Annotated in this window: 11 protein-coding genes, 1 pseudogene and 1 riboswitch; of the genes and pseudogenes, 2 read left to right on the top strand and 10 right to left on the bottom strand. The window is 49.8% G+C overall.

The window, feature by feature from the left end; translation table 11 throughout:
* A pseudogene (locus tag AMS66_RS16010) lies at window positions 1–926 on the bottom strand (PQQ-dependent sugar dehydrogenase); the annotation flags it as partial.
* A gap of 581 nt (window positions 927–1,507) precedes the next feature.
* Between AMS66_RS16010 and AMS66_RS16005 the strand changes: the two are divergent.
* On the top strand, window positions 1,508–2,599 hold the full coding sequence (locus tag AMS66_RS16005; RefSeq protein ID WP_053781751.1) for a M24 family metallopeptidase: 1,092 nt from the start codon (window positions 1,508–1,510) through the stop codon (window positions 2,597–2,599).
* 148 nt (window positions 2,600–2,747) lie between these two features.
* Here AMS66_RS16005 and AMS66_RS16000 read toward each other — a convergent pair whose 3' ends face one another.
* Complete coding sequence (locus AMS66_RS16000) at window positions 2,748–3,431, bottom strand: queuosine precursor transporter (protein ID WP_053781750.1); 684 nt, start codon at window positions 3,429–3,431, stop codon at window positions 2,748–2,750.
* Window positions 3,432–3,668: 237 nt separating this feature from the next.
* On the bottom strand, window positions 3,669–5,066 hold the full coding sequence (locus AMS66_RS15995) for an L-cystine transporter (RefSeq protein ID WP_053781749.1): 1,398 nt from the start codon (window positions 5,064–5,066) through the stop codon (window positions 3,669–3,671).
* 334 nt (window positions 5,067–5,400) lie between these two features.
* Between AMS66_RS15995 and AMS66_RS15990 the strand changes: the two genes are divergently transcribed.
* Window positions 5,401–7,101, top strand: coding sequence for a methyl-accepting chemotaxis protein (locus tag AMS66_RS15990; RefSeq protein WP_053781748.1), 1,701 nt, complete (start codon window positions 5,401–5,403; stop codon window positions 7,099–7,101).
* 272 nt (window positions 7,102–7,373) lie between these two features.
* Here the strand turns inward: AMS66_RS15990 and AMS66_RS15985 are convergent, their stop codons facing one another.
* The 7 genes from AMS66_RS15985 to AMS66_RS15955 form a co-directional block, all read right to left on the bottom strand.
* Window positions 7,374–8,915: a cobyric acid synthase gene (locus AMS66_RS15985; RefSeq protein WP_053781811.1), complete on the bottom strand. Its 1,542-nt coding sequence runs from the start codon at window positions 8,913–8,915 to the stop codon at window positions 7,374–7,376.
* 72 nt (window positions 8,916–8,987) lie between these two features.
* Window positions 8,988–9,878, bottom strand: coding sequence for an adenosylcobinamide-GDP ribazoletransferase (gene cobS / locus AMS66_RS15980; RefSeq protein ID WP_053781747.1), 891 nt, complete (start codon window positions 9,876–9,878; stop codon window positions 8,988–8,990).
* A complete protein-coding gene (gene cobU / locus AMS66_RS15975) occupies window positions 9,875–10,435 on the bottom strand; it encodes a bifunctional adenosylcobinamide kinase/adenosylcobinamide-phosphate guanylyltransferase (RefSeq protein ID WP_053781746.1) in 561 nt (186 codons plus the stop codon). Before cobU ends, cobS begins: the two co-directional genes overlap by 4 nt.
* Window positions 10,432–11,562 (bottom strand): nicotinate-nucleotide--dimethylbenzimidazole phosphoribosyltransferase, encoded by a 1,131-nt coding sequence (gene cobT / locus AMS66_RS15970; protein WP_082350732.1) that lies wholly within the window; start codon window positions 11,560–11,562, stop codon window positions 10,432–10,434. Before cobT ends, cobU begins: the two co-directional genes overlap by 4 nt.
* Window positions 11,563–11,610: 48 nt before the next feature.
* On the bottom strand, window positions 11,611–12,426 hold the full coding sequence (locus AMS66_RS15965) for an ABC transporter ATP-binding protein (RefSeq protein WP_053781810.1): 816 nt from the start codon (window positions 12,424–12,426) through the stop codon (window positions 11,611–11,613).
* 2 nt (window positions 12,427–12,428) lie between these two features.
* The gene (locus tag AMS66_RS15960; RefSeq protein WP_053781745.1) at window positions 12,429–13,475 is read right to left on the bottom strand and encodes a FecCD family ABC transporter permease; all 1,047 of its coding nucleotides are present in this window, start codon (window positions 13,473–13,475) and stop codon (window positions 12,429–12,431) included.
* Window positions 13,472–14,458, bottom strand: a complete 987-nt coding sequence (locus tag AMS66_RS15955; RefSeq protein ID WP_053781744.1) for an ABC transporter substrate-binding protein — start codon at window positions 14,456–14,458, stop codon at window positions 13,472–13,474. The genes AMS66_RS15960 and AMS66_RS15955 overlap by 4 nt, the downstream gene beginning before the upstream one ends.
* Window positions 14,459–14,861: 403 nt before the next feature.
* A riboswitch (cobalamin riboswitch) is annotated at window positions 14,862–15,010 on the bottom strand.
* Window positions 15,011–15,085: the final 75 nt, after the last annotated feature.

Genomic DNA, 15,085 nt, shown 5'->3' with positions numbered 1-15,085 from the left:
GGCGTAAGAACGATCAATTGGTCATCTCCATCACGTGGAGAGCCCCGGCCATCCCTGTTGTTCGTCAGCACATATAACTTTCCGTCTTCCCCCGCAGTTACATTGCGAATACGCCCCCACTCGCCTTCAAAAATCGGTTTCACCTGTGTTACTTTTGTGCCATCCTCTGACAGTGTGATTTTGAGAAGTTGTTCACCCCGTAGATTGGCAGCAAGCAGTGATCCAGCCCACGGGCCTTCCTCTATATACGCTACACCTGATGGAGCCCACGTCTCATCACCACTATGTGCAAGCGGAACCTGATAAGCACCATTGTTGTCATCATCCCCCTCCACTTCAGGCCAGCCATAATTCTCACCGGCTTCAATGCGGTTAATTTCATCAAAATTACGCTGCCCATGCTCCGTGGCGTACAGATAGCCATTATTCGGGTTCCAGGCCAGCCCCTGGGCATTCCGATGCCCCATGCTATATACAGGCGAATTAGGCCACGGGTTGTCTTCTGGGATCGATCCGTCGAGACCAATCCGCAATATTTTTCCACCCAAGCTGTCTTCGTTCTGAGCCAGCTCCGGCTAATATCGTTCACCTGTCGTAATATAGAGCAGATGGTCAGGGCCAATCTTGATCCGGCCCCCATTATGATTCATACCGCCCGGAATATCACCGAGCAACTCCTTGTCTATAGTCGCTTTGCCGCCACTTACCTTTAAGCGCAATACCCGATTTGCAATGTCATCGCCTTCAAGATAGGAATGATATGCATACAGATAGCCATTATCATCAAAGTCTGGATCAGCAGCAAGGCCCAGCAATCCACCTTCACCCTCTTCATTAAATGGAGCCGTAAATTCGATCAGGGGTTCGGAATCCAGCTCTCCGCTCTCAATGACCCGAACAGTGCCCGGCCGCTCCGTTATAAACATCCGCCCATCAGGCACGCTCACCAACTCCCAGGGTACATTGAGTCCGTCGACCAGCACGGAAGCCTCGTAAGGAATAACGGCATTTTCATCCGTTCCCTCTTCACCGCCACTCGCACGGTTATTGCCTTCGCTCGCCGTCGTCTGTCCCTGACCTGTACCTTGTCCCTGAGACGTTTGCTTTGATCCTGTCGTCGGGTCACCGGAAGCACAGGCTGTTAATAAGGCCATGCTGAGTAACGAAGCATATAACGGAACGTTTAGTCGATTATTCATGATTACATCTCCCTTCTACTACCGCGGTTATCATGTCATTTTTTTAAACTTCAGCTCAATTCCGTCTCTGAGGTTAGTTCAGTTATTTCCAATGGTTCTAAATTATGTTCAGCTTCGTTCAAGGTTTATCCATCTCCATCATCAGTTAGCAAGCACAACGAAGTTTCGCCCTGTATTACCCTTCCCTCCTGCTCCTCAAACGGAGAATTCAAGCTATTTTCCATGCATAACGGTCTTCCATTTGGATTTCCCCGATATTCTTCTATAATAGAAAGATAGAACGAACTGAAAGGTGGACGTATACACTCATGAATCAAACTCCTTTATCCCGGCTGGAAGCTGGTCTGTCTACGCAAGGATTGGACGCCATGCTGATTACAGATCCGAAACATATTTACTATTTAACAGGTTTTGCTAGCAATCCGCATGAACGTTTCCTCGGGCTTGTTCTTGCACGCGGCGAAGATCCGCTGTTGATCGTGCCTGCACTCGACGAGGAAGCTGCCGCAGCCGCTTCTTCGGTCTCGAACATTGCCACGCATTCAGATACGGACAATCCTTACGCCTTATTTGAGCGTTATCAGGGACGTCTGGGCCGCGTAGGCCTCGAAAAAGAATACGTGACTGTCGCACGTTATGAACAGTTGACCACCGCGCTGGGCGCAGCCAACTTTGAAGATGTCGGCCCTCTGCTTCGCACCTTGCGTGTGAAAAAAACACCGGATGAAGTGGCACGCATTCGCCACGCCATTCATCTGATCGAAGAAACGCTTCGCCAGGGACTGTCCCATGTTCGTACAGGCGTAACCGAAATTGAACTGGTTGCCGAAATGGAATACCAGATGAAGAAGTTGGGTGCAGACGGTCCTTCCTTTGATACCATGGTGCTTACTGGACCCAAAACTGGCTTGCCACACGGCACACCGGGTGAACGAAAATTGCAGCATGGCGATCTGTTGATGTTTGATATGGGTGTCTACGCTGGTGGGTATGCATCGGATATTACGCGCACATTTGCCTTTGGTGACATTTCTCCTGAACTCAAAACCATCTATAATACCGTGCTCGCAGCCAACGAAGCTGCCATTCGTGCTGTGAAGCCAGGCGTTACCTGTGCGGATATTGACCGTGCAGCACGCCAGGTTACGGAAGAAGCCGGATACGGCGAACGCTTCTTGCACAGAGTTGGACATGGGATGGGTATTGACGTGCATGAGTATCCTTCACTGCATGGTCAGAACATGGACATTCTGGAGGAAGGTACGGTATTTACGATTGAGCCGGGCATTTATGTAACTGGCGCAGGCGGTGTCCGTATTGAGGATGATGTACTCGTGACGGAAAATGGCGTCGAGGTGCTGACAACCTATCCAAAAGAGCTGCATATCCTAACGGACTAATCCTTTTTGGGATCATATCAGTCTCAATTCCATTTTCCCGAAGAAAATATAGTGTCATAACAAAAAGTCCCGCGAAACCATGAATGCATGGCTTTGCGGGACTTTTGTGTTTAAATTCAACAATATGCCGACGAACTTAACTACGAGTCTAGGCTTCGTCCTTGAATTTAAAGCTTCGTGCAGCATATAGAAACGGCGTTCCTACCGCGGTCAATACAAATTTGATCACGTACGTCGTCAGGAAAATCTCAAGCCAGACATCCCATGAATAGATGAATGCAAAAGCGATTGTACAGAACACCAGCGTATCCACAAACGAACTGATAATGGAACTTCCGTTTGTGCGTATCCACAACTGATTACGCCCTGGTGCCACCTTACGCAGCCAAGTGTACAGTCGTACATCCAGAAACTGACTGATGAAATATGCCGACAGACTTCCGAGTGCCAGACGTGGCAGCATACCAAACAGAGTTTTCATCGAATCCTGTGCAAAGTCCGTAGACGCTGGCTCAAAGAACAATACCATCTGCATCAGCACTGTCGTCATGATCAATGTGAAAAACCCGAACCATACGGCTTTACGCGCCTCACCTGGTCCATACTTCTCATTGAGCAGATCGCTGGTCAGATACATACTGACATACATTGTATTGCCCAGTGTCAGAACGATACCCATAATATCTATCGTTTTGGTCACCTGAATGTTGGCAATGACTGTTGCCACACCGATCCAGGCATAAAGACCCTTTTTACCGAACAAGCGGTAACACAAAAGGAAAAATCCATACGTTACGAGAACGAAAAGCGCTCCCCATCCTAAATTAAACACAAATCATACACTGCCTTCCTAGTTTTGATTACGCGGGATGGTTACGAACCGCGGTTTGGCTCCGGGCCAAAACATGATTACTCTATCACATTTCCCCAAGGTTGAACAGCACTAAATAACTCCAACGTACTCTTTAATGTAAAAAAACCGTCCTCCGGGTTAACCCGAAGGACGGCTGATCAGGCTTATGGTATTTATACGTCCACCTGCCAGAGGTTATAAGTGAGTCCGAATCAATTACACCTGAATGGCGGAATCCAGATCACGGCTTTGATCATTGAATGTATCCTGATCGTTTTCTTTCAAAATTTTGCTGGATACGAGACCTGCGGTCATCGAATCGTTCACGTTCAGCGCCGTACGCCCCATGTCGATGAGCGGCTCAACCGAGATCAGCAATCCTGCCAAAGCTACTGGCAGGTTCATCGTGGACAACACGATCAGGGAAGCGAAGGTTGCCCCGCCGCCTACACCGGCTACGCCGAATGAACTGATCACGACCACCAGGATCAGGGTAATGATGAAGTCCCAGCTCATCGGGTCGATCCCGACCGTAGGAGCAATCATGACCGCCAGCATGGCCGGATAGATCCCGGCGCAGCCGTTTTGACCAATGGTAGCCCCGAAACTTGCCGACAGGTTCGCAATCCCGTCCGATACGCCCAGTCTCTTCGTTTGTGTCTCTACGTTAAGCGGAATAGCTGCCGCACTTGACCGGGATGTGAAGGCAAATATCAGCGTTGGCAGAACCTTTTTCACATACGTAATTGGATTGAAACCAAACAGTGAGATAATAATCAGGTGGATGATGAACATCACGATCAACGCCACGTAGGAAGCAATGACGAATTTGATCAGCTTCAGTATCTCATCCGGGTTCGTTGTGGCGGTTACCTTCGTAATCAGCGCCAGAATCCCGTATGGCGTCAGCCTGAGCACTAGCGTTACGATTCTCATAACCACCGCATATACCGCATTGACCATGCCGCGGAACGTTTCCGCCTGCTGTGGTTTTTTGCGATCCAGTCCGAGTACGGCCACACCGATAAAGGCTGAAAAAATAACAACAGCCAGCGTGGATGTACGACGTTCTCCGGTCATATCCGCGAACGGATTCGACGGAATGAACTCCAGTACTTGCTGTGGAATCGTCTGATCCTTCACGTCAACGAGACGTTCCTCCATTTTCTGCCCCTGTGCAAGCTCTCTGTCTCCACCTTCGATCTCAATGGAAGTCAGGTTGAAGCTCAAGCTCGTCACAATACTCACACTTGCGGCAATCGCCGTCGTGATGAGCAGGATGGCGATAATCGAAAGGCTCATTTTACCGAGATTCTGCTTGCCTTTCAGATTCATGATGGCCGAAATGATGGATACCATAATCAATGGAATCACGACCATTTGTAACAAACGAACATATCCTGAACCGGCCAGATTAAACCAATCGACCGACTTGGTAATGATGTCAGAATCAGACGTGTAGATCAGTTGCAGAATGACGCCGTAGACGACCCCAATGCCCAAACCCGCAAATACACGCTTCGTAAAGGAAATATGTTTCTTCTGCATCCAGAACAGGACACCTAGTAGAGCGAGCATAACCACTACGTTCAAAATGATTAAAAAGGTATTCATTTGTATAAATCCTCCTCAGTGTGAGTAACCGAATATCCCGGTTTTCTACTCGCTCAAAAGCGATATTCAACAATATATCACATAACAAACTATTCTGGTAGGTATTAATTGATATTATGTAATATGGATGTAATAAATTCATCTATTTCTGAAAAAAATACACTGAATCGTGAAAATTATTGTATTCAACCTCCGGTTAATTTTGTAATATAGGTATATCCGCTTATTCCCAAGTTTTCTCAACGTGAAAATTAGGCCTTTCTTCGTTGGTATTTAGTCTTACGATAACGGAAAAGCGACAATGTTAATGAACATGACGTGAAAGGATGATCCTATGTTTCGAAATCGCACCGTTGCTGGTAAAATCAGAGGCACGTTGTTCCTCGTACTGCTGGTTGCTTCCCTGTTGTTTAGTATCAGTTTCTATGCTGTCTCCATGAATATTATGCAGAGCTACGTGCTTCCACAGTTCGACAAGGTCCTGAGCACGTCCATTCAGGATATATACAAGAACACATCAGCTTCGAAAATTTTGCAAGTACAGAGTGGTGGGGCCAGCTCTGATGGTGCTGCACTGACCGTGGAATCGTATTTGGCTGGTAAAGCCAAAGAGCATAATCTGGACGCAGCCTACGTCGTAGCCATTCAGGATGGTAAAGCTACCGTTGTAATCGCGAATACCTCCTCAGGCATGAAAGCCGGAGATGAGGTTAAAGTAGAAGCAGCAATGAATGAGGCCACGGAGAAAAAAGAAATGGAAATCAGCAACGTTTATGCCGATTCCTTCGGTGTACATAAAGCGGCCTTTATTCCGATTGCAGGAAGTAACATGATCATGGCTGTTAGTATGGATGCCCAATTCATTCAAGACAAAATTGCCCAGATCTTCTGGTTGTGCCTCGGTATCACAGCATTGGTCTTTGTGCTCGGATGGCTCATCTCGACAAGTATGATCAAACGAGTAACCAAGCCAATCATCAAGCTCGTTCAACACAGCAAACAGATATCACAAGGAGATCTGACCGCTGAACTTCAGATTAAAGGTAAGGATGAAATTGCACAGCTCGCTTCAAGCTTCCAGACGATGACTCATAATCTGAAAGAAATGATTAGCCGCGCCCTTTCTACATCCAATGAAGTTGTGGAAGGCTCCAATGATTTGCTCAAACGGGTAGAATCCATGTCTGGTATGGTGAAAGACTCCAGTCGTTCTGCGGAAAGCGCCGAAAAAGGCAGCGTAAGCATCGCGTCCAGCGCAGCCGAGAATGCAAGAGCCATGGAAGAAATTACTCAAGGCATTATGCACATTGCCTCTTCTTCTGCCGAAGTATCCGAGCAGATCGGAGATGCTGCGAACGAAGCTGTTAACGGTAACCGACTGGCTCAGGATGCCATTCAGCAAATGGAACGTGTCGGTCAGACCGCGAGCGAATCTCTGCGCTATGTCGAAACGATGAACGAGCGCTCAATCGCCATAGGGACCATTGTTCAATCCATTTTTGAAATCACGAAACAGATTAACATGCTGTCCCTCAACGCTTCCATTGAAGCAGCACGTGCTGGAGAGCATGGACGCGGATTCGCTGTCGTTGCCGGAGAAGTTCGCAAACTAGCAGAACAATCCAAGACAGCTACAGAGGAAATCTCCGATTACCTGGGTACGATCCGCGAAGACGCAGAACGTTCGGTTGATGCCATGAACCGCGTAACCCAAGAGATTGGATCAGGTACTCACGTGGTTCAACAGGCAGGCTCCGCGTTCCAGCAGCTTAACGAATTGATTCAGAACGTCAATCTGACGATTCAGACAGTATCGGCCTCGACCCAGCAAGTATCTGCTGGAGCTGAAGAAGTCAGTGCTTCCGTGGAAGAAACCGCTCAGATTACGTCCAAGTCTCGTCAAAGTATGCAACAGATTGCTTCTACAGCGGATCTCCAACTGAATGAGATGGACTCCCATTCCAATACCGTACGTCATCTGCATGAGCAAGCGGTAGAACTGCAATCCGCCATGAAGAACTTCAAAATAAACTAACCGGAATACCTTTAACCCATTATTCCCATATTCGAATCACACTTTAATATAGGATATGCAAATACCCCCATGCTCAGCATCGTTCAGTTTCCAGGGAACGATTGCCATACATGGGGGTATTTTTTTGGACTGCATATTATATAAATTGAACTAAAGAATATTTACACTTACCACTCCGATGACAGAACAACCTTCCGATCGCTGTTACCCCCAGATTTTTTTGATTCACTTTTACAAAGGGTAAAATCTGGGGATAAAGGCGAACGCTTCGCTTATTCAGGTGCCTGAACACCCATAATCTCGTACACCCGCTGCATATCCAGTGAAGACCGTAACGACTCGGCGACACGGTCAAACTCCATTTCCTTGCGTTCACGTGCGCTGTACGTCTCCAGCAGCGGAGCAAGCCCTTTTCCTTCACGCAGACCGTTGAGCCATGAACGCCGGAACAGATCGCTTTCAAATAAACCATGCAGGTACGTTCCCCACACCTTACCATCCACAGTGCCCCAGCCTTCATTGAAGGATTGGCCTCCTGAATGGGCGATTTCAAACAAGGCCGTTACATTTCCAGGCTCAAGACACTCGGTAACGCCCATGTGAATTTCGTATCCATCGATGGGCAGTGAGCTTGCTGCATCGCTTTCCTCATACAAACGAATTGGATGAAGACCATGAACATGCCCGGAGGCTCTTACCGTTTGTTTGTTCTGTAGAAATGTTGTCGATAGGGGGAGCCATCCCAATCCGTTGGCTTCCTGGATCTGATTCGCTTCTACCGCAAATGGATCTTTGAGATGCTGACCGAGCATCTGATATCCACCACATATCCCGACAATCTGAACATGTTCACGCTCCGTCTGGCTGGCAATTGCTTGCTCCAGTCCTGATACACGCAGAAATGCCAGGTCTCCAATCGTATCCTTCGTACCCGGAAGCAGAATGACATCGGGATGACCCAGTTCATCGGGAGAAGTTACGTATCGTACATTCACATCCGGTTCCCGGGAAAGTGCATCGAAGTCTGTAAAGTTGGAAATACGCGGATAACGAATCACCGCAAGATCAAGCTCGTGCTGACCGGATTTACCGTGTCGCATGGAATCCAGTACCACCGAGTCCTCCGCTTCAATCTGAATATCGCTTATGTATGGCAGTACGCCAAGTACGGGAATGCCTGTCCGTTCCTCAAGCCAGTCCAATCCAGGCTGCAGCAAGGACAGATCTCCACGAAACTTGTTGATGATGAATCCTTTCACACGCTGAGCCTCATGTGGCTCGAGCAGCTCCAGTGTACCTACAATGGAGGCAAAGACGCCGCCACGATCAATATCCGAGATCAGAATAACCGGAGCATCCGCCCAGCCAGCCAGATTCATGTTAACGATATCCCGATCCTTCAGATTAATCTCTGCAGGACTGCCTGCGCCTTCCATCAGCACCATATCATACGTCGCGCGTAACCGATTCAGCGCATCCATGACCGTCTCCTTGGCTTCGGGTAGAAAATGCTGCCGGTAATCCCACGCACTCATCTGTGCAAGAGGTACACCGTGTACGACAATCTGGGAATGCATATCCCGAACCGGCTTGATCAGGATCGGATTCATATCCGTCGTCGCTTCAATGCCGCACGCCTCGGCCTGAGCCCCCTGGGCTCTTCCGATTTCCTTGCCGTCTTCCGTGACGTAGGAATTCAGCGCCATGTTCTGTGATTTGAACGGGGCTGGCCTAAACCCATCCTGCTTGAATATTCGGCATAGTGCCGTCGTTATTACACTTTTCCCCACATCCGATGCCGTCCCTTGCAGCATTAATACTGCCGCCGTTTGTTCGGACGTTTGCACAGACGTATCTTCCACGTTCCCTCACCTCAGCTCTCAGCATTATATCAAAAAGAATCCCTGTAACAGGCTAAGTACCGTTAGCAGTGCGGCTTCCAGCAACTCATTCATGGCCCCATACGTGTCCCCTGTAAGTCCACCCAGCCGTTTACTGATACGCCTGGCAACGAATTTTCCAATTACATAGCATGCCAATGGCACCGTAATGATCGCTGCAACGGGATATAGCCACCATGGTAACGTCCCCAATCCATTCTCCGACGCCAGTACTTGGAACATGGTTGTATCCGGCTGGAAGATCCATACCGCTGCCAACGTGATCACACCTGCCAGAATGGTTAGCCCTACCGCAGAGCTACGTGTACGCTGGACTTCCCTCCGCTCCCTCAGGCCTTTGAACAGCACAGCAAGCCCATCGTCCTTCCGGGCATTCGGCCAGGCCGCCATGGCATACACCATGAACCAGCGGCTCCAGATCATCGGGAGAATGAGTAAGGCTCCATAGGCCCAGTTCCCACGCGCGATAAAATCAGCAATCAAAGCTGCTTTCATCATTAACAGCAGCACACAAGCGATCACGCCCATGGCCCCCACACGGCTGTCTTTCATAATCTCCAGCATTCGTTCACGGGTGCGATAACTGAGCAGACCATCTGCCGTATCCATCCACCCGTCCAGATGAAGACCTCCGGTTAGCCATACCCATAGCGTCAGGGTTAATACCGCCGCCGGAAACGATGGAAGCAGCGCACCTGTCAGGGCTCCGCCTAACCAGACGAACAATCCGATGACCGCACCAACCAGCGGGTAATACACTACACTCTCCCGTAATAATGGCGGGACGAAATCAATCTGCAATTTTACCGGGAATCGGGACAGAAATTGAAAAGCGGCCGCAGCCGCATGTTTTTGTTCCAGATCGCCTTTACTCATAAACGGTACTCCTTGCTTTTCAGCTCAATCGCAATGCCCACAGTCACCAGAAACACTTCGCGGCAAATCGCGGCAATCCGCTGATTGAGAATGCCCGCCAGATCCCGATATCTTCTGCCCAGTGCATACTCCGGTACAATGCCATCGCCCACTTCGTTGGTGACAAGCACGAGCAGACCCGGATACGCCTGAATGGCCGCTACCAGCGCGTCCATATGATCGTACAGCACCTGCACAGGCTCATGTTCATGCGCTAACAGCACATTGGTCAACCACAGTGTTAGACAATCCACCAGAATGGTTGGTGCAGACGTACCTGTATAGAACTCTCCCATTCGTGTAATTAATTCAGGCAGTGCCAGCGGTTCCTCCACCGTATGCCACAGATAACCCGCTTCATCCCGCTGGTTCTGATGCAGACGTATACGCTCGCGCATCTCGTCATCATAAGCCTGAGCCGTAGCCACATACCAGGCCTCAGAGGAACGCTGCATACAGAGACGCTCGGCAAACGAACTTTTGCCACTTCGCGCCCCGCCCGTCACGAGTACACTCATGAGGATGCCTCTCCTTGAACAGATGAATCAGCAGAAGCGGATGAAGCATCATTAGGTTGAGTCTCCGTCGTGCCGTCCGACACGCCAGCACTTGCAAATGTCGCCATCTCGTTCAGAATGCGGCATGACGCATCAATCAGATGGAGACTGAGCACGCCACCAGTACCTTCACCCAGTCTCATGTCCAGATCCAGCATTGGTTTCAGACCAAGTTCACGCAGCAACGCGGCATGTCCACTTTCATGCGATGTGTGGGAAGCAATCATGTATTCTGTACTGAGCGGAGCAAGCTGCCCTGCAATCAACGCAGCAGCGGTGGAGATAAATCCATCCACGACAACGGGGCATTTGTTTGCAGCAGCAGCGAGAATTACGCCTGTCAGTCCGGCAATCTCCAGTCCGCCTACTTTGCACAGCACATCGAGTGCATCGTCTGCATCCGGAGCGTTCACGCTGAGAGCCTGACTGACCACTGCGGCTTTACGCTGCAAACCCGCATCATCCACGCCTGTTCCCCGACCAACCGCTGAAGCAGGAGCTGTTCCCGTTAATGCACACATCACTGCCGCACTAGCGGTTGTGTTCCCGATGCCCATCTCTCCGGTCACAAACAACTGTGATCCCTTCGCCACCTCGTTGGAGACCACTTCGGCCCCTGCAAGAATAGCCTGTATCGCTTCGTCCCGGGTCATTGCAGCACCCTTCGCCATGTTGGCTGTGCCTTTGCGGACTTTGCGCGAAACCAGGTTCGGATGATCCAGATCGGCATTTACCCCGATATCCACACAGATCACATCAGCTCCCGCGTGGCGCGCAAGGACATTGACAGCCGCTCCCCCAGCGAGGAAATTCAGAACCATCTGTGGAGTCACTTCAGCAGGGAAAGCACTAATCCCCTCTTCAACCACCCCATGATCCGCAGCCATAACAATGACAGATCTGCGATCAAAGCACGGCCGAGCCTCACCGGTAATCCCCGCCAGACGAATAACCAGCTGTTCAAGCTTGCCCAGACTACCGGGAGGCTTCGTCAATGCATCCACATGTGCGGAGGCTTCCGCCGCAACTTTCTCATGTGGACCCACGATCCGACCCATTAACTGTTCCAACACCTGTTCATTATTCATACAGCCAGCACTTCCTTTATTAAAAATACGGGGTCGCCCCCGCTTCACTCATTTCTTCTCACGCCTCAGCAACAGCTGTGGCAATCCATTGTCGGGATGGCTCACCATGGCCGGGCTCACCCGGAAAATCTCCCGAATGTTCTCTTCCGTCATCAACGAATGGGGTGTGCCATTACCTACGCATGTCCCTTCACGTAGTGCCAGAATGTGATCGCAAAATTGCGCGGCCAGGTTCAGGTCATGCAGCACCGCCACAATCGTAATATGATTTTTTTGACGCCACGCCGATAATAACTCCATGAATTGCAATTGATATTTGATATCGAGAAACGTGGTCGGTTCATCCAGCAACAACAGCCGTGGTTCCTGAGCCATGACTTTGGCAAGTGCGACTCGCTGCCGCTGTCCGCCACTAAGTGCATCCAAAGGCCTTTCGGCCATGTCACTCAAACCCAATTCCTCCAGGACCCGATCGACTACTGCCGCTCCATCCGACGTTTCTTTCCCGAGCCAGTTCTGGTAAGGGTAACGTCCCATCTCGACAACATCCCTTACGGGATAAGAGATCGCAGGCAGGCCATCCTGCTGCAAGACCGCAATCATACGCGACAAATCTTTACGGGTGTATGAGGAGATATCCCGGCCATCAATCTGTATACTGCCTGCGCTCGGATGTTCGGTTGCGGCAAGTAGCTGAAGGAGAGTCGATTTGCCGCTGCCGTTTGGGCCAACAACGCCCCACCACTCACCCTCTGTGACTTGCCAATCCACCTCATGGAGAGCCGGATGGCTACCATACATTTTACCAGCTCCAGTGACCTCAATCATCGGCCGGCTCTCGGTAAGGTCTGTTCTCATGAACATACTCATGGCATCATCCCTTTCCGCAGCTTTTTGTTCCGGTGTAACAGATAAGCGAAGAATGGCGCTCCAACAAAGGCCGTAACCACACCCAGCGGAATTTCGGTCGGCGCCAGCAATGAGCGTGCAATCGTGTCTGCCCAGACCATGAAGATGGCTCCACCAATCGCGGACAAAGGCACCAGCAAGCGATAATCAGGTCCCACGATGAGCCGAAGAATATGCGGAATGACCAATCCGACGAAGCCAATCACACCGGATACGGAGACTGCTCCTGCCGTAAGCAGCGTCCCCACAGCGAGTACCGACAGCTTCAATCCATCAACCCGAACCCCGATATGCGCGGCCTGACGTTCCCCCAGGGCAAGCACATTCAATGAACGCGCACGGCTCCAGAGGAAAATCAGTCCCAGTACAAAATACGGGAAAAGGATGGCCGTATACGACCACCCACGCAGTGCCAGACTTCCCATCGTCCAGTATATAATTTCATTGATGGTCTGCTTCGACATGGTCGACAGGAAGGAGACTACGGCTCCCAGGAAACTTTGCATGACCACGCCAGCCAGAATCAGGCTGTGTGTCGGTATTTTGCGTCCCTCACGAGCAAGGGCCAGCACAAACCACAATGTGATTACTCCCGTCAGAAACGCGACCAGTGGCAGAGTCCAAATCCCGATCAACGCATACTGCAATCCGAAAAAAATCAGAAAAGCCGCACCCACCGATGCACCGGACGATACGCCCAGAGTAAACGGATCAGCCAGAGGGTTACGAAGAACCCCCTGGAATCCAGTTCCGGCAATCGCCAGTGATGCACCTACAAGCACGGCAAGCAGTACACGTGGGAATCTGACCTTCCATATAATCTGTTCTGCTGCTGTATTCCAGTCAGGAACAATCCAGTCGCCCAGCCAAGGAATGCGATGCAGCAAGATGCCCGCAATGTCCAAGGCAGGAAGGGCAACCGAACCGATGCCCGTGCAGATGAGCACGGTTAACACAAGCAGCACAATTCCGGCCGATCCGTACACTGCCAGCTTTTTACTCATTTGAACAGGTCAGGGTAGATCGCTTTGGCTACTTCTTTCAGACCTTGGGTTACCCGTGGTCCCGGACGGCTCAGCAGGTTGGCATCCAGGCCAATGACTGCATCGTTTTTCACAGCCGTGATTTGATCCCAGCCGCTGCGGGCTTTAATGATTTGATCCAATGTTTTGGAATTTTCATCAATAACATCGTTCGCATACAGAATTACGTCCGGATTAGAAGCAATAATGTTCTCTTCATTAATCTGGTTCCAGCCAGTCAAGTCGGAAGCTACGTTGTTACCTCCGGCCAGTGTGATCAATTCATCCATGAATTCGCCTTTACCCACAGTCCAACCTGGGGAGAACTCAACGTATACTTTTTTCTTCTCTTCCGGTTTAACTGCCTTCACAGCTTCAGTTACCTCAGCCACATCCTGTTTCATCTGGGTGATGATCTCCTGTGCTTTTTCCTGATGATCCGTGATTTTACCAAATGTTTCAATGTTGTTCATCACATCATCAACTGATTTTGGATTTGTTTTGAAAATGGTAATGCCCAGATCACGCAGTTTCTTCACAGACTCTTCGCTCATCGAGATCCCTGTAAATACGATGTCTGCTTCAGCTGCAATGATCGACTCTTCATTAGGTTTTGTTATACCGCCCATTTTTGTTTTTGCTGTTGCAGCTTCCGGATAATCATCATAGTCGGATACCCCTACGATCTGCTCGTCCAATCCCAGTGCGAACAGGGATTCCGTTTCAGCCGGAGACACGGATACGATTTTGGCTGGTGCTTTGTCAAACGTAAACGATTCACCCGTAGCATCAGTAACCGTGATTGGATATTGTGTCTTGAGATCTGTGGATTGCTCCTGCGAAGGTTGCAGTGGTGTAGTACCTGTACCCTCGTTACTTGTTGTTGTGCCACATCCCGCCAACGTCAGTGCCAGCATCGCTGCACTCAGCAGTGACGCCATGCCTTTCCATGTCTTGAAATTCATTGTGTTCGTTCTCCCCTTCTCTATCAGCTCTAATTGAGTAGTGCTCCTGTCTCGATTCCCTTGAATTTGTGTTCCCTATATAAGTTGATCCAATAAAACTTTACACTAGGCCACTACGATTGCAGTACCCTCTTCCGATCGCTGTTATCCCCAGATTTTTTTGATCTCCTTTTCGAAAGGAAAAAATCCGGTGATAAAGGCGAACGCATATGCTTCTTCAGATTGGTTCTGCACTCTTCGTTCTCGTGTAAATATTCGGTTCATCTTATATGAAAAAATAAAATCCCCAATCCTTGGTCAGGATCAGGGATGACGTCTCGCATGTGGCGATCAGCACATGACAGCTTAACGCTGTACATGCACAGAGAACTGCCCGAAACGCTGTCCTTTCCTCGAAGGAACACCGGCTTGTACGTCCAGGGCAGGTAACCTGACTTACAGGAATTCATCCTGATTTACAGTGGCGGGACCGTGCCGGATTTACACCGGCTTCCCTATTTCACCCGTTTGCCGTTCATAGTCTGATATGAAACCATGAAACTTTGCTGCATGCACGCGGGACCCTTGGTCGCTAATATTGTTTAACCATTCAAGTGAGCATCCTACATCATTGGTAGAGCTTGTTGA

Source organism: Paenibacillus xylanivorans, assembly GCF_001280595.1.
GTDB classification, from domain to species: Bacteria; Bacillota; Bacilli; order Paenibacillales; family Paenibacillaceae; genus Paenibacillus; species Paenibacillus xylanivorans.
The sequence above is the reverse complement of the archived record's forward strand: the minus strand, read 5'-3'. Positions and strand labels throughout refer to the sequence as shown.